This is a genomic window from Thermoprotei archaeon, from assembly GCA_038881895.1.
Classification (GTDB): Archaea; Thermoproteota; Thermoprotei; order Gearchaeales; family WAQG01; genus JAVZOV01.
This window is the reverse complement of record JAVZOV010000001.1, coordinates 468438-492437: the sequence shown is the minus strand read 5'-3', so window position 1 is coordinate 492437 and position 24000 is coordinate 468438. Positions and strand designations below refer to the sequence as shown.

Below are 24000 nucleotides of genomic sequence, written 5' to 3'. Positions count from 1 at the left end.
AATGTGACTATTTATTTTGTTCTGTTATTTGCGATGGTTTAAGTAATGAGTTTGGATTAAATATTTTCTTTAATTGCCTTTTACTCATTAATCTTTTTTCGATTACTATCTCTTCGATTGTTTTTCCTGTAGCTAATACCTCTTTATATATTTCAGCAGCTTTAAGATAACCTATATAGGGTGACAAAGCTGTAACAAGACTTGGGTTTGTTCTAAAATGCTTTTCACATGTTTCTTTATTAGCTTTTATTCCTCTGATACCTTTTTCTATGTATATCGGTAGAAAGTTTAATAACATTTGCAGTTCGAAAAGAATATCAAAAATTATTACTGGTGTATAAACATTTAGTTCTAATAGTCCATCACTTGTGGCCATTGTTACTGTTACATCGGTTCCGATTATATGGTAAGCTATCATATTCATCGCTTCGAATATGCTTGGATTTGTTTTGCCCGGCATTATTGATGAGCCTGGCATTACGGGTTGAACTGTTATTTCGTTTAATCCTGTTTTTGGCCCAGATGACATAAGCATGATATCATTGTCAATTTTTATTATATCTAATGCTAATGTTTTTAGAACAGATGATATGATAGTCAATGGTGTTCTGCTTTGTAGTCCATACATTGGATTTTTCTGGTGCTTTAATTTAATACCTGATATTTGGCTGAGTTTTGCCACAGCTAATTCTTTAAAACCTTTAGGAGCATTCACACCTGTACCCACCGCAGTTCCACCTAATGGCACATATCTTAATTCGTTCTTGGCAAATTCTAATAGCTCAATGTTTTTTCTGATCATATCCGAGTATGTGCCGAATTCCATTCCTAGGGTTATTGGCATCGCGTCCATATGGTGGGTTCGCCCTGTTTTTATTATGCCTTTGAACTCTTTAGCTTTAAAACTTAACGCTTGTTGTAAATCATTAAGAACGTTGATAAGATTGTCTATCATTAATATGAGAGCTAAATGAGCCGCTGTAGGAAATGTATCATTTGTTGATTGTGACATGTTAACATGATCATTAGGGCTAAGATACGCATAATCACCTTTTTGCTTACCAAGAATCTCCAACGCTCTATTAGCGATCACCTCATTGACATTCATATTGAATGCGGTTCCAGCTCCAGAATTTATTGCATCTATAACAAATTGATCTAAAAATTTTCCATCGAGAATTTCATTGCATGCCTTAACAATGGCACTACCACGTATTTCATCTAACACTTTAAGCTCCATATTGGCAAGGGCGCACGCTTTTTTAATCATCACATAGCTCTTTATGAAGACGTCAGGATATTTTATGTTAGTAATTTTGAAGTTATTAATGTTTCTAACAGTTTGGACACCATAATATACGTTTATTGGAACATTAATTTCTCCTAAAGAGTCTTTTTCTACTCGATACATAATGCTTCGCAATCTACATTTTAATTAGTATATAAAAATATGTCCAGTACTTCATTGGTTTAACCATAATTCTTTATAGAATAAGTCAAACAACTATGGGTTCTACTATATATTCTGTTTTGTCTGGTATTCCAGCATCGATGAATGCTCTTCTTCTATTTTTACATGATTCACATGCACCACAATGTTTTTCACCTGAAAGATAACAGCTCCATGTCTCGTAAACTACGTCACCGACAAGTTCATAGAACTTTTTAAGAACCTGGCTCTTTCTCATGTTTTCTCTCGCAGGACTCCACAGTTCAATGCCCCGCTCTTTTCTGAAATGACCTATATTCAGTGCTGTCTGGAGGGCAAGTAAGAACTCTGGAGTACAATCAGGATATTGTGGTTCGCCAGTATCCGGTCTTGGCTTTATATCATCAGCATGCGCTCCGTATATGACATATTTTGCTCCTATACTATATGCATAAGCTGTTGCTACCACCAAAAATACTGCATTCCTTATGGGAACAACCACGCTAGGAGTATACTCTTTCTCAACTCTAACAGTTTCATCAGTAAGCTGAGTACCTAGCCACAATTTCTTCATAAAACTAATGTCAAGTATTTTTGGTTCAGAGAATCCTAATCTATTTGCGAGCTTTATTGCAATCTGAACTTCTTTAGAAGCCTTTTGACCATAGTTGAATACTAATGGGTGAATTTCATATCCTCGCGCCTTCCATATATATGCGTATCCAGTGCTATCAGGTCCGCCGCTCATTATAGCTACAACTTTCTTATTATCTATTCTTTGTGATAATGCGTCTATCATTTTATCACACGCCTCAATGCTTTGTAAACTATGTAGCCTAAAAAGATCGTTGAAATCCCAATGCCTATAAACAGATATGCCACAGTAATTATGTAGGGTAATCCTAAAACGTACCATAGGATGTATCCTACCCAGAGTGAGAGTATTAGTGTGTAGGTTGTGAGTCCTAGTAGGACGCTTGTGCTTTTTAATTTATAAATTATGTAGCATCCGATGAAGGTGGGTATTGCGCTTAATAGGTCGATAGGACCTAGCGGACTCGTGATATTACCTATAAACACACCCAACGTCACTCCCACAATTGCCGGCCAACCAAACACTGGAACCACCCCCAGTAATGCATTAGCAACCCTAACCTGTATTACCTCAAAACTTATAGGATGAAATATTTCAATTAGCCCAACGTAAAGGGCAGTAATTATTGATGTTAACGCTATTTCATTTGATTTCATAATCATCTACCCCGAATACTTCATAAAAGTAATTGAATTAATAAACATGTTGTTCGTTTTATTCTCAAAAAGCAATTGAATTAATAAAAATTTGTGAGAATGAGTAACGCTTATATTTCTCTCTTAGATTAGTTAGAAATAGGTGATGAAAGCTAGCAAAATGGTTAGTTACTTGTGCATGGCCATACGCGTATGATATACCTCATCTAGGAAATCTTATAGGTTCTGCTTTATCTGCTGATGTTATAGCGCGTTATCATAGGATACGTAGTGATGAGGTTGTTTTTGTTAGTGGTTCTGATGAACATGGCACACCAATAGAAGTTGAAGCTATAAAGAGAGGTGTTGAACCTAAAGCCTTAACTGATCTGATGCATGAGAAAATTAGTTCATTATTTAAGGAATGGGGTATATCATTTGATAACTATACTAGGACTGAATCAGAAACTCATAAACGTTTTGTACAACAATTCTACTTAAAGATTTATGAAAATGGTTATATTTTTGATCAAGAAGACACGCAATTGTATTGTACTAATTGTCAACATTTTCTTCCAGATAGGTTCGTTTTAGGGACCTGTCCTTATTGTGGATATGATAAAGCTAGAGGTGATCAATGTGAAAATTGCGGACATCTATTAGAACCTACAGCATTAATAAATCCAAAATGCGCTATATGTGGCTCAACACCCATTGAAAAAACTTCTAGACATTGGTACCTAGATTTAAGGAAGTTTGAGCCTGAGATTACAAAATATATTATGAATAATACTAATTTTGATGATGTAACTCGCAACCATAGTTTAAATTATATGAGACAAGGATTAAAACCAAGATCTATAACTCGTGATAATAAATGGGGAATCCCAGCGCCATTTCCAGGTAGTGAGAACAAAACAATCTACGTATGGATGGAGGCAGTATTAGGATACATATCTGCAACACTAGAATACTTTGAAAAGAAAGGTAATCCTGATGCTTGGAAAGAATGGTGGTTTAATAAAGATACAAAAACTCTCTATTTTATAGGCAAGGATAATATACCTTTTCATGCAATAATACTTCCCGGATTACTGTTAGCGACAGGAGATAATTACGTCCTTCCATGGAATGTATGTTCTACAGAATTCCTTACTTATGAAGGAAAAAAGTTTTCAAAAAGTCAGAGACACGGAATATGGATTGATCAAGCTCTAAAAATATTACCACCTGATTATTGGAGATATATTCTTCTATTAAATAGACCAGAAGGTCGTGATACTGACTTTACACTTGAAACTTTCGAGAACATAGTAAACTCACATCTCAACGATACACTAGGTAATTTTGTTCACAGAGTACTACACTTTACATATAGCAATTTTGGAGGTAAAGTTCCTCGTTCTGAAAATCTTAATGAATATGATAAGAGCATGTTGAAATTAATTAATGAAACTGCGTTATTAGTCGCAGACGATTTAGATGCTATAAGAATTAGAGACGCTGTGAATCATTCAATGGATCTAGCTAGAGCAGGAAATAAATATTTCAACGATATGAAGCCTTGGAACACAATAAAAACAAATCCTCAAAATGCTGCCAATACTATTTATGTATCATTAAACATAGTTAAAGCATTGGCAATAATCATGGAACCAATAATACCATTCACCGCTGAAAAAATTTGGCGAATGCTAAATCTTAGGAATGATATCCATAAAGATAGTTGGAAACAAATTTCACAATTACTTGAGCCTGGACACGAAATACAAAAACCAGAGCCATTATTCAAAAAAATAAAACTGAGCGAGCTAAAAAGAAAATTACAACAACTGTTTATAGTAAACTAACTAGGTATCATTATATTGGGTTCTGGATTAAGTAGGAATGCATGGTGAATTGTTGCTTTTATTCCTACTTAACCCTTCTCCCTCGATTAATTCGTTGAGGGCTCTCGGGGTGAACCCAATTCCCCGCATCTGAAGGTTCAACACTGCTATGATATCTCTATCCATTGTTAACCCGCATTCTTCGCATTTCATCATCCTGCCCAGATAGGAAGCCATACTTCCTGAGCAGACTGGGCAGGTTTTAGATGAGTTGGCTGGGTTAACGTATTTTGTTGGTAAATTAAGCCATTTAAGCTTGTATTCAAGCATGTACTGAATCAACGTAGTGTTTGGAGTATTTCCACTCTCGTAGCAGTCCATCCCTAAGCTCTCTCCTATTCTCTCTATTGAATTCGAGGTGAGCCTTCTTGGAAATTTTAACGTGTGAGAATATTGCGTCTAAAGCCTTCTGCTTAACTTTGAAGTATTCTTCGATTAAATCTTTTGGAACATCTACTGGAATTCTATAGCTTTTAATTGCTTCCATAATTTATCCACCTCGCTCTTGGGATATCGGAGCTTGCCAGTTGGAAGTTTAACTGCTCTAATAATGCCTTTCCTCTGCCACTTCCAAAGCGTTTTAACTGAGATGTTGAATATCTTTGCAACATCTTTTGGTCTAAGTAGTTCTTCTTTCATCAAAGAGTTAATAGAGTTAAACAAATATTTAAACCTATCTATTCCAAAACTGTTGACCACGGCGCTCTCCGCTGAAGCAGGAAGCTTTCTGGAGATTATATCATGGTAATATTACAAGGAATGTAGCTTGTATATTAAAGCATACTGAAAAGAAAAATGACTCATCCATGTTAATCGATTTGTAAGTATTCTCAGGAGTTATGGTATTACTTGTTATACTTGCTATTGAACCACCTAGCATGATAGTTCAAATAGGTTAGTAATATGTTTCTTAATGCTATAGTTCCATATACTGCCATTTTTGATGATAAAATAGGTGTGAATAATAAATGGAATACAATTAATAACACTGATCATCTTTATTGTGCCGTTTAAAAATTTAATCATCTATGGAAATAGTTGTTACTACAAGTTTAATAACGTCTTGTGTTATTATATCGTATAGTAATGAGTAAGATTGACTATGAAAAAGCAATATACGCACAACGTTTACTTTCTCATATGGTTAAAGTTGAGCATTTAGAAATCAATAGAAATAGTATCATAGGGGGCGTGGATGTTTCTTATTCTGGAGATAGTGGAATTGCGGCATATGTTAGTATGCAATATGGTTCTATTGAGCCTTCAGAGATTAAATATGCTAGAGTTAGCAAATTACCACCGTATATTCCAGGATTACTTTATTTAAGAGAAGTCCCGGTAATATCTAAAATATTTCATCAGATTAACAGAAAACCGGACGTCCTCCTTGTAAATGGACATGGTCTGGCGCATCCTAGAAAAATGGGATTAGCTAGTTACATCGGCGTAATTTTTAATATTCCCACAATAGGTGTAGCCAGGCGTCTTCTTTATGGACAAATTGATTGGTCCTCAGACCTGCCATTAATAATAGTTGATAATGAACCAGTAGGAACAGTATTAACTACAGAAAGTAATAATAAAATTTACATAAGTATAGGGCATAGAGTTACATTAAATGATGCCATCAAAGTTGTTAAAGAAAATATCTTTAAACTAAACCTGCCAGCTCCAATATGGTATGCCGATAAATTATCACGAAAGATAGCAAAGAAAAAGAACGAAGAAATCAATTCATGGATTTAGAATCAATCTCTTTGTTAATGATGATACGACTTTTTAATCATGATCTCCGTAGTTAGTGGTTTCAGTATTGATAGTTTTAAATAGAGATTAGATTGTATTGAACGTTGGTGCTCCAGGGTTCTGAACTAAGTATGGATATGTATGGAATCCATACTTAGTCCTTGAGCCTCATCCCTCTTGTCCTCCTCAGGGTTCATTGGAGGACTCATCGGGGTTAGCTCCTTTCGGGGGGGAACCCACGACTCCCCACATACTAAGAAATGTTTTCCAAATGTTTGTTGATGCATTCTTCTGTCTATCGATTACAAGTCCGCATTTTGGGCACTTGAAGACTGCTCCCCTTAGGTCTTTATTATAATACCCGCATTTGGAGCAGGTCTTAGATGTCCCATAAGCCTTAACAAATACTGTCGTGTGTCCATTCCATGCAGACTTATAATGATTGTATAGAGCTTTTCGGACATCAATATTCTCCTATACCCACCAATATTTAAACACATCTATTTTGAAACTGCTGACATAGGCGTGGAGTGATGAATGCCCAAAAAGGAGCAAACATACAAGAGAAGTCGCATAAATGACCCCCGACCGGAGTTAGAGAGATGATGGTGGGTTCGATCCAACAGTGTTAGAGAGTGATAACAAACCATTGGCAAACCCTATAGGTGATTGAGCATGATGGTAACCAAGATCCACACATGCAAATACAGACTAGAACTCCAGATTATATCTTTTGATCATATCTTTTAATGAAGTAGTTGAGCAATATCACATAGATCATATAAAAAACTGAAGTAATGTAAATTGGTAAATCCAGGTATCTATCCATAATGTAACCACCTAGTGGTATGCTTATCGAATTTGGTAGACTCCAGGACATATTGATTATCGCATTAGCGGTGGCCCGCGATTTTTGACTTATATTTCTCATCATAAAAGATGAAACTAAAGGGTTAGGGATATTCATCAGTGCTTGTCTTGATATATAAAATAAAGATGCAACTATGAAATTAGGAGAGACTGGTATTAACATAAGCAATATAATTGAGAATGCCTGAGGCAATACAATTGCACGAAGATATCCAAATGATTCACGTATATGTGGCATCATTATATATAACGGTATCATTGTAAAACTTGCAAAAGCATTCAATGTTCCGATTGGCCCAGAATCAACATTAAATTTAACACTTAAATAATAATTAAACAGCGGAATAGAGAATCCAGCGCCCAATCCAACGATAACATTGATGAAAGCAAATTTCATTATAAAATTTTTGTCATCCTTGAACAAATTTAAACTTAATCTAGATTTTGGGTTAGTTTTCTTTATTTCCTTTATTAAAAATAGAAATAAGAGTGACGTAAATCCAATGATGCCCATAATTAGTCCTGAAATTTTATAAGAATCGACTTCAGAATAGTGGAGGTTTTTATTAAAATATACGGGAAGCCAGCCCACTATTCCAGCAATAGTAGTTGCCAGTACTTGAGCACTTGATAGAAAGCTAAATCCCTTATCGTAAAACTTTTCATCTAGAATCTCAGTCATAAATGCTCCACCTGCAGAAACAATGAATGCAGAACCTAATCCGATAAGAAACATTGCCATCAGTTGTATAGTATAGTTCATATAAACAAAGATGAGAACTTGCCCCGTGCATAATATGAAACTTCCAATAGTTATAACTATTTTTCGATTGAAAATATCTGCAAGAATCCCACTAGGGATAAGCAATACTGATACTGTGAGGCCCATAACAGTACTGAGTATTCCGATAGAAAAAGCAGAGTATCCTACACTTTTAAAATAGAGTTGATATATTAGGTTAATAAAAGCAGAAGAAAAATAAAGAATTAATAGAAACAAAATTAATATTATTACATTTTTGTTTAATCCCTGGAATAGTTTACCCAATTCAATATTAAACTTAATCATCATTGGTATATTACGATTCGTACTATCTTTTTTACTATTTATATTCACATGCATATTCTCATTATTTCTTTTCATGCTAACGCACTTACAAGTATAGAATATATAAATGTAATTCACGATTTTGCTAACTATCGAATATCAATTTTTGTTCATTTTAAGCAGGAAAAGTTTTATATTATAATAACAGCACTGGTAATTGCCAGAAAAATTTTTGTTCTTCAGAAGGAAAGGAGGTCTTTTAGGAAAGCAAATAAGTATCATTATTTTTTATTATTGTGGTGTTTGACTGTGGATCTTGTTGAGATTGCCTTGAATGCGGTGAAAAATGCATATGCACCATATTCTAATTTTAAAGTTGGTGCTGTAGTAAGAACAAAACAAGGGTCAATATATACTGGAGTAAATGTTGAAAATTCATCATATGGACTTACTATCTGTGCTGAGCGTGTAGCCATTTTTAAGGCTGTTAGTGAGGGTGATAAAGAAATTGAGGAAGTGGTAATAGCTGTTGAATCTGAAGAACCTGTAGCACCGTGTGGGGCATGTAGGCAAGTTATTGCAGAGTTTAATCCGCATGCTAAGATAATTATGGTAAATAATAAAGGAATAACAAGAGAGACAACTCTTGATAAATTACTTCCGGATATTTTTAAGCTTAAAAGAAAATAAACATGCTATTATTTATGTTTAATTTTTAATATATACTTGATAATTTATCTTTATACATAACTATACTTATGCAAAGATTTATATTTCTCAAGTTATACTACTTATAGTGATGATATAAGATGATAACAATAATTGGTTCCGGTAAAGTAGGTTCGACAACAGCAGCTTTTCTAATGATGAACGAGGTTGATAATGAAGTACTCCTTATAGATATTATAGAGGGGCTACCTCAGGGTGAAGCATTAGATCTCAATCATGCTGCTGCAATATTGGGTAAATCCGTAGTTGTTAAGGGTAGTAATAAATATGAGGATATGACTGGTAGTGATTTAGTTATAGTTACTGCTGGTCTTCCTAGAAAGCCTGGAATGACTAGAGAAGAGTTGGCTGCAAAAAATGCTGAAATCGTTTCAACAGTCGCTGAACAAATTAAAAAGTACGCTCCTAATGCCATAACGATTATTACAACAAATCCGTTAGATGCTATGGTCTATGTATTTTATAAGAAACTAAAATTCCCAAGGAGCAGGGTTATTGGATTTAGTGGAATATTAGATTCTAGCAGGTTAGCTTTCTATTCGTCTCAAGTATTAGGCATAGCACCACGCTCTATAATTCCAGTAGTTTTAGGACAACACGGAGAAAACATGTATCCAGTTCCAGAATTGTCTATGGCATATGGAAAACCATTAATCGAACTTTTAACAGCTGACCAATATACTTCTGTGGTCACTAAGACTATACAAGCTGGTGCTGAGATAACTAACTTAAGAAAATTCAGCAGTAACTGGGGACCTGGTGCAGGATTGCTAGTTATGTGCGAGGCCATTAAGAAAGATAAAAAGATTGCGCTTGAAGCTAGTGTTTATCTTGATGGAGAATATGGTGTGAAAGATGTTTTTGCTGAGGTTCCAATAATACTCGGAAAAAATGGTGTTGAAAAAATTATAGAATTAAAGCTAAACGATGAGCAGAAAGCTAAATTCTTGAAGAGTATAGAAGCCATCAGAAATAATCTTAAACAGGTCCCACCTCAGTATTTAGAATAAATTTCTTTTTTTATATATCCAAAAATTCACCCACTATTATTACTGTTATTCTTCCTTTTTTAATTTCTCTCTCAATTATAAGCGTCTTACCTATTGTACTCGTTGGTGTAGGTGCTCTTAATTTTATAGCTTTAATTGGCGCAACATAGGTCCGTGCACGTTTCACAGCATCATCCAAAGTGGGAACAATCTTATTAATACCAACAATTAGAATAACGTTTTTAGCACCATATGAATAACTAGCCAGCTCAGCTCCAATCTCATCTATTATGACCATTTCTCCAGTAGCGGATAGAGCACTTACACTACCAATGTAATAATCAACTATCGTACTAGTACGAAGCAGGTCATACTTTCTCTCAGGATCACTCTCAGAATGAACTCTCTTACCTAAATAATTATATTTCCCACTTTCAAGAATCTTAGATATGTTTAACTCATCGACAATTTCTAAATCACTCACCATTATGGAAGCACCATCAGGTATTATTGAAAACAAAACCTCTACAGCATTACTTCGACTTTCTACATAACTACCTCTAATACCACGTTCACTTAGTTCACGTATCGCAAGTAACGCAAGCCTTTTATAATACTGTCTTATGCTCTCATCTCCAGGGTACATATGATTATAAAATAATCAAATTATATAAATGATACCCTCACAAAACCATAAATTACAAGAGCTCAGCAAGAGAGCCTACAGTTTTAACCATAAATTGCCAAAAGGTTAAACAGCTATTGGTATTTCTTAATCCAAGCAAGTTGCTAGGGATGTGGTTTAGAGGTCTTCTAAACTAAAAATAGTGCAATGAGCATACAAGTGAGTTATGGAGCTAGATTGGGTTCTGGATTAAGTAGGAATGCATATGTTGCTTTTATTCCTACTTAACCCTTCCCCCTCAATTAATTCGTTGAGGGCTCTTTGGGTGAACCCAATTCCCCGCATCTGAAGGTTCAACACTGCTATGATATCTCTATCCATTGTTAACCCGCATTCTTCGCACTTCATTATCCTGCCCAGACAGGAGGCCATGCTTCCAGAGCAGGCCGGGCAGGTTTTAGATGAGTTAGCTGGGTTAACGTATTTCACTGGTAAGTTAAGCCACTCCAGCTTGTATTCGAGCATGAACTGGAATGCTCTTGCGTTCCACTTTGAGAGCTTTCTATTGTTTTTCCTTGAGCCGTTGAGGATTCGCCCCTTTATACCTTTCAGGTTTTCAAGTATTGCTCCGCAGTCCTTCTCCTTGAGCTCTCCCGCAACCTGCGTGGTTAGTTTGTGCATGAAGTCCTTAGCCCTATTCCTCTCACGCTTAGAGTACTTTTTGAGGAGTTTTTTAGAGGTCTTCGGCTTAAACTTCATGAGTTTTTGTATCCTCTGCCGCTTTACCTCATAAACTCTATGAATGTGGTAAAGCTCTCTTAAGTCATATCGCTCTATCTTCCCGTCTATGAAAGTTGTTATGTTTGTTAAGTTAACATCGAAGGAAGCCCAACCTTCCGCTTTTAGCTCCACCTCCTTTTTAATCACGATTATCAACTCCCTCTCGGTCATAAGTAGCCCACCGACTTTATCAAAGTCTCTTGGAATCCACGAACACTTACTCAAGTCAACCTCAAGATACCGCTTATTAGGCTCAATGCTTACCTTCAGTATACCGTTTCTGAAGCTGAAGAGCGTGCTCTTGATGTAAACGGTTTTTTTAGTTATCTCAGGCTTACCTTCAGCTTTCCCCTTGTTATAGAGCGTTATCCAGCTTTTAACAAGTCCTACGACAGAGTTCATTACTGAGTCAACGTAATGCTTTGAGTATTTCCACTCCCGTAGCAGTTCATCCCTAAGCTCTCTCCTATCCTCAGCTTTCAAGTTAAGGTGAGCCTTCTTGGAAATTTTAACGTGCGAGAATATTGCGTCTAAAGCCTTCTGCTTAACTTTGAAGTATTCTTCGATTAAATCTTTTGGAGCCTCTACTGGGATCCTGTAGCTTTTAACTGCTTCCATAGCCTCTCAACTTCGCTCCTCGGGTAGCGGAGCTTGCCAGTTGGAAGTTTAACAGCTCTAATAATGCCTTTCCTCTGCCACTCCCAGAGAGTCTTAACTGAGATGTTGAATATCTTTGCAACATCTTTTGGTCTAAGCAGTTCTTCGTAATCTCCAGACATCGTTAAGAATAAAGTAATCAACCTCTATTTAAACCTATCTATTCAGAAACTGCTGACAACGGCACAGCCCAAACTCGATACAATGAGCAGAAATCTATGACAAACCAAAGATCTCCAGCATTTTTAGGAATAATTTTTGTCATTGTTTAGTTTCATCGAATATAACGACAAATTTAAATTCTTAAAAAATACCAAGATTTTGGTGGACTAAGGGCCCGTAGCTTAGTATGGTTAGAGCGCCCGGCTCATAACCGGGCGGTCGTGGGTTCAAATCCCACCGGGCCCACATCTTATTACTTCCATTATTTTTATCAAGTTTCTATTTTTATATAGTCACGTTTCCACGTTGATAAGTGAGATTTCTTGGTGTTTTTTATGCTTTTAATGGTCACTACTGTTAATAGAATGCTAATAAAACTTTTTATCTTAAAGGTGAGGCTTATTGTTGTTGTCATTGTTTTAAGGATTAATGAATTTAAAATTATCCTAAATTTATGTTAGAAACTTCACTCTAAATGAAGATTATACAGTGATTTACTTATTTCCGAAAAATTTGAAGTAGAGATAAATATTAATAAACATCATTATGCCATAAATATAAAATGGTAGCTCTATTTCTGGTGTATCAAAAAAGTATCCTGTTAATGTAATTCCAGTTGATGAAGCAGCGAGACGTGTTACTTGATTTATTCCTAATGCTCTTCCTACTTCATCTGAACTTACCATTTCTGCGATTGTGGACTGTTGAACTGGTAAGGCCATAATCCTTAATGCTGGTAATGCAAAATATATTACTAATGAGACAGGCAGTATTCTAATTAAAGGTAGTAAGATTATTAAGATTGCTCCTAAACCCCTAGTTACTGCTATACTTTTCACGAAGCCAAAATAACGTTCTAGATATGGTGCAAGAAGAAGTGCTAAAGATCCTATGAATCCACTTATGAATGCATAAATTGACATTTCTGATTTGGGTATGTTATAAACTATGTAGAAGAACGGTATTAAGAATGGTGTAACTAAGCCTTGTGTAAAACCGTTAATCATTCCGGTGAGTGAAAACTTACCTATTACTACTTTACTTTTAAGTTTGTTTATTTTTCCTCTTGTATTATGTGTTTTAATGGGAAGAACAACAATAACCGAAAGTGCTGAGATTAAGGTTGCCACCAAGAATGCATGATCTATTGTAAATACTCTGGCTGCTAATGAGCCAATTGCAGCCGTAATGCCACCTATGAATGTAAGTATTGAGAAATAAAAAGTTCGGTTTTCAGATTTGGTTAAATCCACGATTAGTGCATTCTGTATTGGTTGTGCTGCACCTCCAATACCTCCACCTGATAACGAACCTGTCGCAGAATATCCACCTAACATTGCAGCTAAAAATAAGACGAAAAGGTTATTCGATATATAGATTAGAAGTGAGCTGAGAGGAAGTAATAATGCTACTATTATCAGTGTTTGTTTTCGATCATATATGTCAGCAATAAAACCAAAAAGTATACCAAGTACTGCGGTTGCTATTGTTGCGGCTGTATATATTAACCCAAGCGTAAATGAACCATACGAAAGTTTTTGCAACACCAAGTATGGAAATGCTAATGCTATGAGCCCTGCTGATGTACTTCTTAAAACTCTAAAAAGAGCTAATAATATGATGTATTTCTTTGTCTCATCATTCTTGACCATGTTGCCAGAAATTAAATAAGAATAGTTTATATAAATTTTATGTTGTGCAATGATTTCTAAGGTATAGTGTTCTCTTAATCTATGTGCGCATGACCCAATTCTTCTAATAGATCCTTCTCCGTCATTTGTTTTTTCTTCCATTCCTCTAAATCTTTAACAAAATAAGATATAAGTCGGAGGGTATAGTAATTAGAAAGTAATGGCACACCTAGAAACTCTCCTAATAAAAGGATTTCTCCAATTTCTTTATAACTTTTAGAAGTTTCCAGTAACTCTCTATGCATATCGAAGAGAAACATTCCAAAAAAGAAGTCTCGGAGTTTTTGTTTAAGTGTTAAATTTCTACGTGGTGATGATGTTACCATAACATTTACTCCGGGGTGTATGTGAGCATGTCTTCGACAGTTTTCTTTAACATGTTTATACCAACGATCTCATTTGAATACTGGGGTATGTAACCTATTACTAGTGGACCTAATTCTTTGTGTACTATATTTAAGTAATGTAACTGTTCATTGTATTTACTTTTAAGGTAACCTGATGCATCTTTTTCTGCATCAGATTTTGATATGATACCATTCACGAACACTCCACCAACTGGTATATCGAATGCGTTTACCATGTTAATGAAACGTATGACAACTGAGATTGGTAATGATAAAGGTAATGTAACGAAGAAGAATCGAGTATGTGATGGATCTACTATAAATTTTCTGGCAGTATTAAATTTTTCACTCAGTTGTATAAGGTCTAGAAGCATCGGATCCTTTTTGATCTCTTCCTTTACTTTGTCTTTCCTAAAACTCAATTTTTCTCTTAATGATAATGCACTTTTTCTGCTTTCGATCATTCTATTAAGCCATAATCCATATATTTTACTTAATCCTATTAATCGAACTGCATTTGCTACAGCAGCTGTATCAAAGATTATCTTATCAAATTGCTTACCTTGTTCTAGCATTACATCCATCATTTTATCAAACATGGCAGATTCCTCAAAAGCTGGGTTTGTTGTTGCTATTTCTATGAATGGTTCAGGGTTTATAGGTATTTCAGCCCATTTTAGGAATTCCCTCAATCTTCTAGTCACCATTTCTCTGTAACGTTGAATAGCATCTTCAATTTCTACTTCAAGAGCATAAAGATTTTCTATACCATTAACTTTTTTAATCTGTCCTCCAGATAAATCCTGATCAAAAAGACTTGATAACGAATGTACTGGATTTAAGCTGGCTAATAATGTTTTTTGCCCTTGATCCGCATAATAATATGCTATTGCTGCTGCTACAACTGTTTTTCCTACACCACCCTTACCGCCTACATATGCGAACTTTGCGCCCTTATCTAGAATCTCTTTTAAATTTTGCACAAATCTCACCTTTGCCTCTATATATTTAACGGTGACAACATAAGATCCTCAGCCACCCTACTCAGCATCTCAAGACCTTTAGGCTCTCGCGAATACATAGGCAATAGACCTACAAGATATTTACCAAACTTTCTTTTTATTTCATCAAGATATTGCGACTGCATTTTTATCTTATTTACTATAAACTCGGAAACCCCAGGCTGCTTTAGCAGCTCGGGAGGATATACCTGGTTCACAACTATTCCTGATAACTCCATATTCAATTCTTTAAACATTTTTATTGCACGTTCAGTATCTAAAATTGCCATTTTCTCTGGAATAATGACCATAAAGAAAGCAGTGCGTGCTCTGTCAGTTAGAATCTTTGTAAACAAGCCTATTCGATTATTAATATCCTGAAGCTCTTTAAGTATTAAATCCTCACTTATGGTACCGCCACGTAAATTTGCAGCAATCTCCTCATATTCTTTCGCCATTTTTCGCGCCTCCATAATCTTCTCTACCCATTTGCCCAATATTTCAGCCATGGCAACCATTCTTACACCATGACCAAATGGTGGCATATCGAAAACATACAGATCATATTCACCCTTAGCTACTAAATCAGCCATAGCATCATAAGTCGCAGATTCATACATAGCAGGTTCAGCAGCAGCAGATGAAATGTATTCATCAATTTCTTTAGGTATCTCGTCAATTTTGTACATATCCTTAATTTTCTTTCTAATCTCCTCCTGATAATCAGCAATCTTTTTATCTGCATCAATCTCAATCACGTGTAAGTTGGGAGCTAACTCTATAACACCTTTTCCATAAATATTACGCTCAAATATATCACTCAACGATGCCTGAGGATCAGTACTAAAACATAACACCTTCTTACCCTGCTTAGCCATATAATATGATAACGCAGCACTAGAAGTGGTCTTACCTAAGCCACCCTTACCAGCAAAAATAACAACACGTACGTCAAGATTCTTTTCAAAAAATTCTCTTAAACCAACCAATAAACTCACCTTTTTATTGAGTAATTATATCAGTAAAATCGTGCTCCCTAAACATCCTAGCCTTCCACGACTTAATATTAGGCACAGCATACGGTAATAATCTTAACGAATAATAAGGTGGTAATAACGGAAAACCTAGCATATCACCTAATGTCATCAGCATAAATAAGTGCTCTATATACATTCTCGTTCTTAGTAAAGCTGAAACTTGACCGTGAAGCGCCATTCCATACACCATATCTTTAAGAGCACGCGAAACACCTACTTTACTCTCCTTTTTTGATTCCTTATTTAAACCCAGGGTCATTTTTAACTCTTTTCCTTAATTAACGTACATACTTAAATACTTTATGCAGTACTCTGTTTAAAAATTATAATAAAATACGAAACAAAAATAATTTAATATTATGATAGCAAGAAGAATGCGTATGACATCCATATTAAAATAATTTAGTATACTACATAATATAAAATAAACTCCAAAGAATCAATTTCTTTTCAGCTGGTAGCAGTGTTTCTTCAGCACTACCTATTTCTTCTCCTTTTCTGTACTATTTATATAAATTCTAAAACATTTCTAGAAACCGCCATGAAGTTAACTACATTAAGATAAACGGGAGTATCCAGTCTAATTGATTTGAAGAAATTTCATAGTTGCTTAGGAAATTTTGGGTAGTTCAGCAGTTTTTATGTAGTTAATTTTATTAATACTTAGGTGTATGCTAGTTTAATCTCAATATAGATGGATACTATTTGTTTGACTTTACAGAATATTAACATAAACAAATTGGACACAATAGAAAAAGCTTCAATAATATTTGATATTAATCAGTTTCATACTCTCAGATCTATCATATTGGTTTTATGCATAGTTGAATTACCGTTGTGGGATTCATAGACTTTCGTCCCTTCCCTCTCACCTCGATTATTTGAGGCTCATAGAGGGCTTTCTGGGGCAACGGGGCTCCCCTCATCCTGAGCATGTTTAAGCACGCGGTCACGTCTCTATCGCTTTCGTAACCGCATTCACATTTCACGAGCCTATACCCATTCGGCGCTAGCCTGCCGCCACACATCGGGCATAGGCTTGAAGTGTTTTTAGGATTGACGTATACGACTGGCAAACCTTCAAGTTTAGCCTTATATTCAATGTAGGATTGCAGCCTCCTGAAGTTCCATGAGTGCAATCTGCGGTTGAGGTTCTTGGAGAAATTGATTCTTTTTCTAATTCCTTTGAGGTCCTCCATTATTACACCAACTTTATGTCGCTTGGCAAAGTCTACGATCTTTCTAGATATTTTGTGACATTCATCTTTAGCCTTGCGCTTCCTTCTACCAGAATACTTCTTAAGCAGTTCCTCAGCAGTCTTGGGCTTAAACTTCTTCAACCTTTGGATTCTTCTGATGATATTGAAGTAGGTCGTGTGGATCGTCCTCAAGTTGCTTTCAACCCTCATGACGTGTGGGTTCGTGCTTACTCCAGTGACATTAGACTCGTTAACATCTATTGCTATCCAGTCGCTTGGATTGGACAGGTCTACGTCCTTCTTGAACGGTACGATTATCTTCGTCTCGTTTATGGTGATTTCGCCGGTCCTCAGCTTCCCCTCTCTCCAAGCATCTATAAATCTTCTTTGATATTCACCGTACTTCAAATCTATGAAGAGAAATCTTCTGGGCTTAACGGATATTCTGATCCTATCGCCGTAGAACTTGTACAGTTGCGGGTCGAGTTGCATGAAGAGCTTTCTAGCCTCAGGTCTATCACCTTTAGCTAATCCCTTACGTTTAAGCCTCCTAAAGCTCTTGAGCATGGCTAAGGCTATTTTACATGCTGAATGGCAAAAATGTGTAGAGTAATCCCACCTCCCCTTCCACTCTTCATAAACGCTCTTCCTAAGTTTAGCGTAAGAGGTTATCCTCCTCTCAACTGCAAAGCCTATGCAGAAGTTCACCATATCTCTGAAGTCCTCTAGGAGCTTTCTAACTTCGTCGTTCACTTCATAAACGAATGGAACGCTGAGGACTATTTCCACAAATAGAGTATACACTAAACGTCTATAAAAATCTATCTATTTAGAAACAGTTGCCTTACCCTTTAATTTTAATAAAAAGGAATAGGGAGGATGATAATAAAATAACAAAAAAGATAATTAAGAAAGTTCTTGAAATCATCATTTGCACCTTAATAATTATTTTTAGTATCTTGTGTTTTCTTTTTGTTTTTAGCAATAATGAATTATCGCCTTGAGGTTAAAATTTAGAATTAGAATACCTAATAAGAATTTGGAATGAAGCAAAAGTTGTGAACGTGTAACATTTGAAGAGTGTCAACAGTCTGGTAATGTTTTATCGTGCTTAATAATGTCCTCGAATGTCTCACGTTCTCTTATTAGATATAATTTGTTGTCAAATAGCATTACTGCCGCAGGGCGTGGTCGTATATTATAAGTACTTGACATCGATATACCATATGCACCTGCGTCAAGCAGTGCAAGTAAATCGTTCTTTTTAACTTCTGGCAATTCTCTATTGATAGCGAAGACATCTGAACTTTCACATATGGGTCCTCCTATGTTATATGTCTCTTTTTTATTTCTAATTTTAACTGGGATGATTTCGTGATATGCGTTGTACATAGCAGTTCTTATGAAGTCGTTCATACCAGTATCTACTAGTATCCAAATTTTTCTTCCGAGACGTTTTATGTAATTTACTTTCATTAGTAAGAGTGTTGAGTCAGCCACTAAATATCTGCCAGGTTCCACAATCATCATAGGTTTTTGTAATCTTGCGTTTTCATAAACCTCGTTTATAGCTTTGCTTATGATCTTTACAAATTCTTTGTAAGGTATTCGTTCTCCGCTGCTGGTATATGGGATTCCTAAACCTCCTCCTAAATCTAGGACAGGAACATCTAATTTATACTGCTTATATATTATTGATGCTAGTAATGCCAATCTTTGTGCTTCTAGTTGAAATACCTTGAGGTCTGTGATTTGTGATCCAATATGAGCATGAAGAGCTATAGGTTTTATTCCTTTCATTTTTGAGGCGTATTTATAAAGTTTTATTGCTGTCTTTTCATCAACTCCAAATTTATGTTTTCTTCCACCTGTTCTAATTTTTGGGTGCGCACCAGCACTTAAGCCTAAATTAACACGTATGCCGATATTTACTTTATTTCCTGTTTTTTCAGCGATTTTGTTTATTTCTGTAAGTTCTTGTTCAGATTCTATGTTAATAAGTCCTATATTGTTCTTCACTGCCTCTATTAAATCATAATACGATTTACTTGGACCAACGAGTACTATTTTTTCGCTTTTAACGCCTGATAGTAATGCTAGCTTAATCCCATATGCTGATACTACTGTTGCTCCCGCTCCTTCCTTCGCAAGTAATTTTGTTATTGCTAAAAGCGAATTTGCTTTATAAGCATATGCAATTAATGCATTGCAATTCTCAGATAAAAACGCATTCTTCATTTCTCTATACCGTTCTACAATTAAATTACTATCGACGACATACAAAGGTGTCCCATACTCCTCAGCAATTTTAGAAAGTGAAAAATTTCTCATTAACAATTCATCATCAAATACATGAAGATTGGAATGCCTCTTTAATATTTCATCTAAACTAGTCACGCTTATCCCTAATTAGGATAAAAAGAGATTTATTTAAAAATGCTTCCCTTTACTTTTTATGTAGTTATTTATCTTGAAATTGACGTTCTCCGCGGCTAGAGCTGGGAGATTCTCGGTTTGTCGTGGATGCCCATCCATCCTACCGAGTTAAGGGCTGTGCCAATTCAGCTCCTGCTATGGACGTATAGCCCATGCCCCGCTTGCTGGAACTTCTTTCTAAACTTCAGCTCGGAGCCTTATTTTGGACATCCGAGCCACATTCGAGCGATGCGCTCAAACAAAGGAGAGCTCATCATATTTAAACCTTTCAGCAATTCATCCCAGAACTGAAGTTCTAAGCTCTCTTGCCGAATTCTGTGTAAAGTTTCAGTGTTATAGACTGATACTCCCCCTATACGCCGTGGTCAACAGTTTTGGAATAGATAGGTTTAAATATTTGTTTAACTCTATTAACTCTTTGATGGAAAAAGAACTACTTAGACCAAAAGATGTCGCAAAGAAGTTCGGTATCTCAGTTAAAACGCTCTGGAAGTGGCAGAAGAAAGGCATTATTAGAGCAGTTAAACTCCCAACTGGCAAGCTCCGCTATCCCAAAAGCGAGGTTGAGAGGCTATGGAGGTAGTTAAGAGCTACAGGGTCCCAGTAGAGGCTCCGAAGGATTTAATCGAAGAATACTTCAAAGTTAAGCAGAAGGCTTTAGACGCAATCTTCTCACACGTTAAAATTTCCGAGAAGGCCCACCTTAACTTGAAAGCTGAGGATAGGAGAGAGCTTAGGGATGAACTGCTACGAGAGTGGAAATACTCAAAGCATTACGTTGATTCAGCAATGAACTCCGTCATCGGATTGGTTAAGGGCTGGATAACCCTTTATAACAAGGGGAAAGCTGAAGGTAAGCCTGAGATAACTAAAAAAAACCGTTTACATTAAGAGCACGCTCTTCAGCTTCAGAAATGGTATACTGAGGGTAAGCATTGAGCCTAATAAGCAGTATCTTGAGGTCGACTTAAGTAAGTGTTCGTGGATTCCAAAAGACTTTGATAAAGTCGGTGGGCTACTTATGACTGAGAAGGAGCTGATAATTACGGTTAAGAAGAGGGTTGAGCCAAAGGCTGAGAAGTGGGCTTCCTTCGATGTTAACTTAACGAACATAACGGCGTTCATAGGTGGCGAGATTAAGTGCTATGACTTAAGAGAGCTCTACCATATTCACAGAACCTATGAAACTAAGCGGCAGAGGATACAAAAGTTATCTAAGATTAAGCCCAATGTATCAAAGATGCTCCTCAAGAAGTACTCTAAGCGTGAGAAGAATAGAGCCAAGGACTTCATGCACAAGTTAACCACGCAGGTTGCGGGGGAGCTCAAGGAGAGGAACTGCGGAGCAATACTTGAAAACCTGAAAGGTGTAAAGGGGCGAATCCTCAACAAGTCTAAAGACATGAACAGAAAGCTCTCAAAGTGGAATGCGAGGACGTTCCAGTTCATGCTTGAATACAAGCTTAAATGGCTTAACTTACCAACAAAATACGTTAATCCAGCCAACTCATCTAAAACCTGCCCAGCCTGCTCCGGAAGTATGGCTTCCTATCTGGGCAGGATAATGAAGTGTGAAGAATGCGGGTTAACAATGGATAGGGATATCATAGCGGTGTTGAACCTTCAGATGCGGGGAATTGGGTTCTCCCCGAGAGCCCTCAACGAATTAATCGAGGGGGAAGGGTTAAGTAGGAATGAAAATAGCAATTCACTATGCATTCCTACTCAACTCAGAACCCTCTGCAGAAGAATTGATGTTTCTAAGTTTTGAATCATCTTAAATTATTCGATTATTATGAGCACATTATTTCATAACTTTTCTGTTTAAGGTTAGACATATATTTGGGATTGGATTTTAAAGCGCTGATATGAATGATAAGAACGAGGACGATTTAGTAAAGTCGCAAAATAATGCATCGATTGATGTTCAATCTGAAGCAGTAAAAATAGTGAGCAAAGCAGAATCTAAAGCTGAAGAGAGACAGAAATTACTTAGGATTTTGTATGGTCAACAACTTATTACATCGTTTGGGAATGGTATGGTTTCACCTTTTCTTAGCGTTTATCTTATTAAAATTGGAGGTTCTGCATCTGATCTTGGCTGGTTTCAGGCCATAACAAACTTTTTTACTAATACTGCCCAAATATTCTGGGGTAGGCTAAGTGATGTTACTGGAAAGAGGATCATGTTTATAGTTATAGGAAGTATTTTGTCATCAATTCTTTGGGCTTTTATTATAGGTGTTAGATCACCGGAATTATTTATACTAATCATAGCTCTACAATCATTTTTGGCATCAATGAGCGCACCAGCACTTTCGGCATTGATAGCAGAACTCTCACCAACAATGCAACGTGGAGTAGTAATAGGAATAATTAATACAATGGGTGCTGTCAGTTCATTAACTGCTACATTAATCTCAGGTTTCATAATGCAAATATCCTTAACCTCAGATGTCTTCGTAATACCATTTATTATGGCATCAGTAGCTGGTATCGCAGGATCGTTATTAATGTTAAAAATGAGGAGTGTTGATAGAACAAGCAAAAGCATAAAAACAAAAGATCTTTTCAGATATAATCTTTTTTCACCTCTTAGAAATGAAACATTCAAGGTGTTTATTGGTGCGTCGTTTTTATCAAACTTTATGATGGCAATTTCATGGCCTCTATTTAACATTACTACTATTGAGCTACTTAATGCTACAATGTTAGAAATAGCTATTTTATCTGTAATAAGTGGGTTTTCAACATTTGCATTTCAAAGATATGTAGGAAAACTTACGGATAAAGTAGGAAGGCGCCCAATAATATTGATAAATCGTTTCGGTCTCGTGTCGGTTCCTTTATTTTATGCTTTTGCTCCAGATATGTCCATACTTTATGTATCAGGTTTGTCTACTGGTATTCTGATTGCGATGGGTAATGTTGCTTTCATAGCTTATGTTATAGATATATCAGATCCAATGGAGCGGGCATCTTATATTGCATTATATAATGCAGCAAATGGAACTGGTGCATTTTTTGGATCATTATTAGGTGGATATATAGGAAATGTTATGATTGAAAAATTTGGTTTACGTAATGGTCTTATGTACACATATTTAATTTCAGCCATAGGACGGGCTGGCACAGCATTAATGTTTCTTAAAATAAAGGATGTAATGAAATTCCCTGAGACAATATTTAGCGAATTTACTAAGATAACCAATAAGATGCATTATAAGAGCAGATGATAATGAAGAAATAAAATACCATATGGACCGATTATATGAAAGAGAATTATTAAAGTATTTCTAGTACTCTGAAGCAATCCCAAATAAAGATTTTTGATCTATAACTCAGACAAAAAGATCATGTTCACGTTTTGTTGTATAATTTATGATATATGACTGTTCTTTATTCTCGGTTATTAAGTTTTTATTAGCTTTTGAATAGAAAGATCATTTTTCTCGTTCATTAAGTTTTCCATTACGACAACTTTAAATTTATGCTCATTTAAGAAAATTTTTCTGTATCTTTCACAAGATCATGTATAAATCATGTAACAAAACATATTTAAGAAATACTTATTAAGTTAAGTTAATATTAAACAATTTGGTACATATGTTTAAAAAAATATTAGTTCCAATAGATGGTTCCTCATCTTCAGAAAAAGCCATAAAGACAGCATTGAATATAATAAAAGTTAATGAAAATGCTTTATTAACTCTTCTTCATGTAATTGAGCCTGTAATACTGAACTCAGCGACTCAACGTTATGATACATTACCAACGATCGCGCCAATAATCACCATGTCTAGAGATTCAAAAATCATTGATATGAAGCGAGGTTATGAAGTTCTTAAGTGGGGTAAAGAAATAGTCACGATGAGTGGGATGAACATTAATTTGGAAACAAAAGTTACTATTGGTTCACCCGCAGATGAAATAGTTAGAGAAGCATTGCAAGGAGACTATGATTTAATAGTAATAAGTTCTAATAAACCAAAAGGTGTAAAAGGTATTGGGGCAGATCTTATAAATAAAATAATAAAAAATACACCATGCAGTATAATGATTATTAAATAGCTAAGCTGTAAACCTACTAGAATGAAATTTTCTGACTACAGGATTATGCACAAATCATGTAATT

At 35.7% G+C, this 24000-nt stretch carries 26 protein-coding genes, 1 tRNA gene and 2 pseudogenes; 10 read left to right on the top strand and 19 right to left on the bottom strand.

What is annotated here, in order from left to right:
* Window positions 1–7: 7 nt before the first annotated feature.
* The 3 genes from QW128_02535 to QW128_02525 form a co-directional block, all read right to left on the bottom strand.
* Window positions 8–1411, bottom strand: a complete 1404-nt coding sequence (locus QW128_02535; protein ID MEM3832461.1) for an aspartate ammonia-lyase — start codon at window positions 1409–1411, stop codon at window positions 8–10.
* An 85-nt stretch (window positions 1412–1496) separates the two neighbouring features.
* Window positions 1497–2228, bottom strand: coding sequence for a 7-cyano-7-deazaguanine synthase (locus QW128_02530; GenBank protein ID MEM3832460.1), 732 nt, complete (start codon window positions 2226–2228; stop codon window positions 1497–1499).
* Window positions 2225–2680: a QueT transporter family protein gene (locus tag QW128_02525; GenBank protein ID MEM3832459.1), complete on the bottom strand. Its 456-nt coding sequence runs from the start codon at window positions 2678–2680 to the stop codon at window positions 2225–2227. The genes QW128_02530 and QW128_02525 overlap by 4 nt, the downstream gene beginning before the upstream one ends.
* Window positions 2681–2850: 170 nt before the next feature.
* Between QW128_02525 and metG the strand changes: the two are divergent.
* Window positions 2851–4509, top strand: a pseudogene (gene metG, locus QW128_02520) (methionine--tRNA ligase).
* A gap of 27 nt (window positions 4510–4536) precedes the next feature.
* On the opposite strand, the gene QW128_02515 reads toward metG, so the two are convergent.
* The 3 genes from QW128_02515 to QW128_02505 are packed head-to-tail and all read right to left on the bottom strand — an operon-like array spanning window position 4537 to window position 5187.
* On the bottom strand, window positions 4537–4818 hold the full coding sequence (locus QW128_02515) for a transposase (GenBank protein MEM3832458.1): 282 nt from the start codon (window positions 4816–4818) through the stop codon (window positions 4537–4539).
* Window positions 4811–5035: a hypothetical protein gene (locus tag QW128_02510; GenBank protein ID MEM3832457.1), complete on the bottom strand. Its 225-nt coding sequence runs from the start codon at window positions 5033–5035 to the stop codon at window positions 4811–4813. The genes QW128_02515 and QW128_02510 overlap by 8 nt, the downstream gene beginning before the upstream one ends.
* Window positions 5002–5187, bottom strand: coding sequence for a helix-turn-helix domain-containing protein (locus QW128_02505; protein MEM3832456.1), 186 nt, complete (start codon window positions 5185–5187; stop codon window positions 5002–5004). Before QW128_02505 ends, QW128_02510 begins: the two co-directional genes overlap by 34 nt.
* 447 nt (window positions 5188–5634) lie before the next feature.
* Here QW128_02505 and QW128_02500 point away from each other — a divergent pair, with 447 nt between their 5' ends.
* Window positions 5635–6294, top strand: coding sequence for an endonuclease V (locus QW128_02500; protein ID MEM3832455.1), 660 nt, complete (start codon window positions 5635–5637; stop codon window positions 6292–6294).
* Window positions 6295–6480: 186 nt separating this feature from the next.
* On the opposite strand, the pseudogene QW128_02495 reads toward QW128_02500, so the two are convergent.
* From QW128_02495 to QW128_02485, 3 genes and pseudogenes are all read right to left on the bottom strand, one after another.
* Window positions 6481–6681, bottom strand: a pseudogene (locus QW128_02495) (zinc ribbon domain-containing protein).
* The gene (locus tag QW128_02490; GenBank protein MEM3832454.1) at window positions 6636–6758 is read right to left on the bottom strand and encodes a hypothetical protein; all 123 of its coding nucleotides are present in this window, start codon (window positions 6756–6758) and stop codon (window positions 6636–6638) included. The pseudogene QW128_02495 and the gene QW128_02490 overlap by 46 nt, the downstream one beginning before the upstream one ends.
* 260 nt (window positions 6759–7018) lie before the next feature.
* Entirely contained in the window at window positions 7019–8308 is a 1290-nt protein-coding gene (locus QW128_02485) for an MFS transporter (GenBank protein ID MEM3832453.1), read from the bottom strand.
* A 213-nt stretch (window positions 8309–8521) separates the two neighbouring features.
* Here QW128_02485 and cdd point away from each other — a divergent pair, with 213 nt between their 5' ends.
* Together cdd and QW128_02475 are read left to right on the top strand one after the other, a co-directional pair.
* Window positions 8522–8902 (top strand): cytidine deaminase, encoded by a 381-nt coding sequence (gene cdd / locus QW128_02480; GenBank protein ID MEM3832452.1) that lies wholly within the window; start codon window positions 8522–8524, stop codon window positions 8900–8902.
* A gap of 119 nt (window positions 8903–9021) precedes the next feature.
* Window positions 9022–9951, top strand: coding sequence for a malate dehydrogenase (locus QW128_02475; protein MEM3832451.1), 930 nt, complete (start codon window positions 9022–9024; stop codon window positions 9949–9951).
* 10 nt (window positions 9952–9961) lie between these two features.
* Here QW128_02475 and QW128_02470 read toward each other — a convergent pair whose 3' ends face one another.
* The 3 genes from QW128_02470 to QW128_02460 form a co-directional block, all read right to left on the bottom strand.
* Complete coding sequence (locus QW128_02470; protein MEM3832450.1) at window positions 9962–10576, bottom strand: lactate utilization protein; 615 nt, start codon at window positions 10574–10576, stop codon at window positions 9962–9964.
* 228 nt (window positions 10577–10804) lie between these two features.
* Window positions 10805–11953 (bottom strand): transposase, encoded by a 1149-nt coding sequence (locus tag QW128_02465; protein ID MEM3832449.1) that lies wholly within the window; start codon window positions 11951–11953, stop codon window positions 10805–10807.
* A complete protein-coding gene (locus QW128_02460) occupies window positions 11920–12114 on the bottom strand; it encodes a helix-turn-helix domain-containing protein (protein MEM3832448.1) in 195 nt (64 codons plus the stop codon). Before QW128_02460 ends, QW128_02465 begins: the two co-directional genes overlap by 34 nt.
* A gap of 211 nt (window positions 12115–12325) precedes the next feature.
* Between QW128_02460 and QW128_02455 the strand changes: the two genes are divergently transcribed.
* Window positions 12326–12400 (top strand) — tRNA-Ile (locus QW128_02455).
* A gap of 248 nt (window positions 12401–12648) precedes the next feature.
* On the opposite strand, the gene QW128_02450 is transcribed toward QW128_02455, so the two are convergent.
* From QW128_02450 to lysA, 7 genes are all read right to left on the bottom strand, one after another.
* A complete protein-coding gene (locus QW128_02450) occupies window positions 12649–13806 on the bottom strand; it encodes an MFS transporter (protein MEM3832447.1) in 1158 nt (385 codons plus the stop codon).
* A 74-nt stretch (window positions 13807–13880) separates the two neighbouring features.
* Complete coding sequence (locus QW128_02445; protein ID MEM3832446.1) at window positions 13881–14171, bottom strand: hypothetical protein; 291 nt, start codon at window positions 14169–14171, stop codon at window positions 13881–13883.
* 5 nt (window positions 14172–14176) lie between these two features.
* On the bottom strand, window positions 14177–15175 hold the full coding sequence (locus tag QW128_02440; protein ID MEM3832445.1) for a TRC40/GET3/ArsA family transport-energizing ATPase: 999 nt from the start codon (window positions 15173–15175) through the stop codon (window positions 14177–14179).
* A 17-nt stretch (window positions 15176–15192) separates the two neighbouring features.
* Window positions 15193–16182, bottom strand: a complete 990-nt coding sequence (locus tag QW128_02435; GenBank protein ID MEM3832444.1) for an ArsA family ATPase — start codon at window positions 16180–16182, stop codon at window positions 15193–15195.
* A 13-nt stretch (window positions 16183–16195) separates the two neighbouring features.
* Window positions 16196–16489, bottom strand: a complete 294-nt coding sequence (locus QW128_02430; protein MEM3832443.1) for a hypothetical protein — start codon at window positions 16487–16489, stop codon at window positions 16196–16198.
* A gap of 544 nt (window positions 16490–17033) precedes the next feature.
* Entirely contained in the window at window positions 17034–18218 is a 1185-nt protein-coding gene (locus QW128_02425; protein MEM3832442.1) for a transposase, read from the bottom strand.
* Window positions 18219–18512: 294 nt separating this feature from the next.
* On the bottom strand, window positions 18513–19826 hold the full coding sequence (gene lysA / locus QW128_02420) for a diaminopimelate decarboxylase (GenBank protein ID MEM3832441.1): 1314 nt from the start codon (window positions 19824–19826) through the stop codon (window positions 18513–18515).
* A gap of 460 nt (window positions 19827–20286) precedes the next feature.
* Between lysA and QW128_02415 the strand changes: the two genes are divergently transcribed.
* The 5 genes from QW128_02415 to QW128_02395 all read left to right on the top strand — a co-directional run bounded on the left by QW128_02415 (window position 20287) and on the right by QW128_02395 (window position 23936).
* Entirely contained in the window at window positions 20287–20448 is a 162-nt protein-coding gene (locus tag QW128_02415; GenBank protein ID MEM3832440.1) for a helix-turn-helix domain-containing protein, read from the top strand.
* Window positions 20439–20756 (top strand): hypothetical protein, encoded by a 318-nt coding sequence (locus QW128_02410; protein ID MEM3832439.1) that lies wholly within the window; start codon window positions 20439–20441, stop codon window positions 20754–20756. Before QW128_02415 ends, QW128_02410 begins: the two co-directional genes overlap by 10 nt.
* Window positions 20757–20886: 130 nt before the next feature.
* Window positions 20887–21636, top strand: coding sequence for a transposase (locus QW128_02405; protein ID MEM3832438.1), 750 nt, complete (start codon window positions 20887–20889; stop codon window positions 21634–21636).
* Window positions 21637–21733: 97 nt separating this feature from the next.
* Window positions 21734–23101: an MFS transporter gene (locus QW128_02400; protein ID MEM3832437.1), complete on the top strand. Its 1368-nt coding sequence runs from the start codon at window positions 21734–21736 to the stop codon at window positions 23099–23101.
* 370 nt (window positions 23102–23471) lie between these two features.
* A complete protein-coding gene (locus QW128_02395) occupies window positions 23472–23936 on the top strand; it encodes a universal stress protein (GenBank protein MEM3832436.1) in 465 nt (154 codons plus the stop codon).
* Window positions 23937–24000: the final 64 nt, after the last annotated feature.

What these genes read in the sequence shown, in the direction of transcription:
- QW128_02535 (MEM3832461.1), bottom strand. Translation starts at nt 1,411, where the DNA reads ATGTATCGAGTAGAAAAAGACTCTTTAGGAGAAATTAATGTTCCAATA.
- QW128_02530 (MEM3832460.1), bottom strand. Translation starts at nt 2,228, where the DNA reads ATGATAGACGCATTATCACAAAGAATAGATAATAAGAAAGTTGTAGCT.
- QW128_02525 (MEM3832459.1), bottom strand. Translation starts at nt 2,680, where the DNA reads ATGAAATCAAATGAAATAGCGTTAACATCAATAATTACTGCCCTTTAC.
- QW128_02515 (MEM3832458.1), bottom strand. Translation starts at nt 4,818, where the DNA reads ATGCTTGAATACAAGCTTAAATGGCTTAATTTACCAACAAAATACGTT.
- QW128_02510 (MEM3832457.1), bottom strand. Translation starts at nt 5,035, where the DNA reads ATGGAAGCAATTAAAAGCTATAGAATTCCAGTAGATGTTCCAAAAGAT.
- QW128_02505 (MEM3832456.1), bottom strand. Translation starts at nt 5,187, where the DNA reads ATGAAAGAAGAACTACTTAGACCAAAAGATGTTGCAAAGATATTCAAC.
- QW128_02500 (MEM3832455.1), top strand. Translation starts at nt 5,635, where the DNA reads ATGAGTAAGATTGACTATGAAAAAGCAATATACGCACAACGTTTACTT.
- QW128_02490 (MEM3832454.1), bottom strand. Translation starts at nt 6,758, where the DNA reads ATGTCCGAAAAGCTCTATACAATCATTATAAGTCTGCATGGAATGGAC.
- QW128_02485 (MEM3832453.1), bottom strand. Translation starts at nt 8,308, where the DNA reads ATGAAAAGAAATAATGAGAATATGCATGTGAATATAAATAGTAAAAAA.
- QW128_02475 (MEM3832451.1), top strand. Translation starts at nt 9,022, where the DNA reads ATGATAACAATAATTGGTTCCGGTAAAGTAGGTTCGACAACAGCAGCT.
- QW128_02470 (MEM3832450.1), bottom strand. Translation starts at nt 10,576, where the DNA reads ATGTACCCTGGAGATGAGAGCATAAGACAGTATTATAAAAGGCTTGCG.
- QW128_02465 (MEM3832449.1), bottom strand. Translation starts at nt 11,953, where the DNA reads ATGGAAGCAGTTAAAAGCTACAGGATCCCAGTAGAGGCTCCAAAAGAT.
- QW128_02460 (MEM3832448.1), bottom strand. Translation starts at nt 12,114, where the DNA reads ATGTCTGGAGATTACGAAGAACTGCTTAGACCAAAAGATGTTGCAAAG.
- QW128_02450 (MEM3832447.1), bottom strand. Translation starts at nt 13,806, where the DNA reads ATGGTCAAGAATGATGAGACAAAGAAATACATCATATTATTAGCTCTT.
- QW128_02445 (MEM3832446.1), bottom strand. Translation starts at nt 14,171, where the DNA reads ATGGTAACATCATCACCACGTAGAAATTTAACACTTAAACAAAAACTC.
- QW128_02430 (MEM3832443.1), bottom strand. Translation starts at nt 16,489, where the DNA reads ATGACCCTGGGTTTAAATAAGGAATCAAAAAAGGAGAGTAAAGTAGGT.
- QW128_02415 (MEM3832440.1), top strand. Translation starts at nt 20,287, where the DNA reads ATGGAAAAAGAACTACTTAGACCAAAAGATGTCGCAAAGAAGTTCGGT.
- QW128_02410 (MEM3832439.1), top strand. Translation starts at nt 20,439, where the DNA reads ATGGAGGTAGTTAAGAGCTACAGGGTCCCAGTAGAGGCTCCGAAGGAT.
- QW128_02405 (MEM3832438.1), top strand. Translation starts at nt 20,887, where the DNA reads ATGACTGAGAAGGAGCTGATAATTACGGTTAAGAAGAGGGTTGAGCCA.
- QW128_02400 (MEM3832437.1), top strand. Translation starts at nt 21,734, where the DNA reads ATGAATGATAAGAACGAGGACGATTTAGTAAAGTCGCAAAATAATGCA.
- QW128_02395 (MEM3832436.1), top strand. Translation starts at nt 23,472, where the DNA reads ATGTTTAAAAAAATATTAGTTCCAATAGATGGTTCCTCATCTTCAGAA.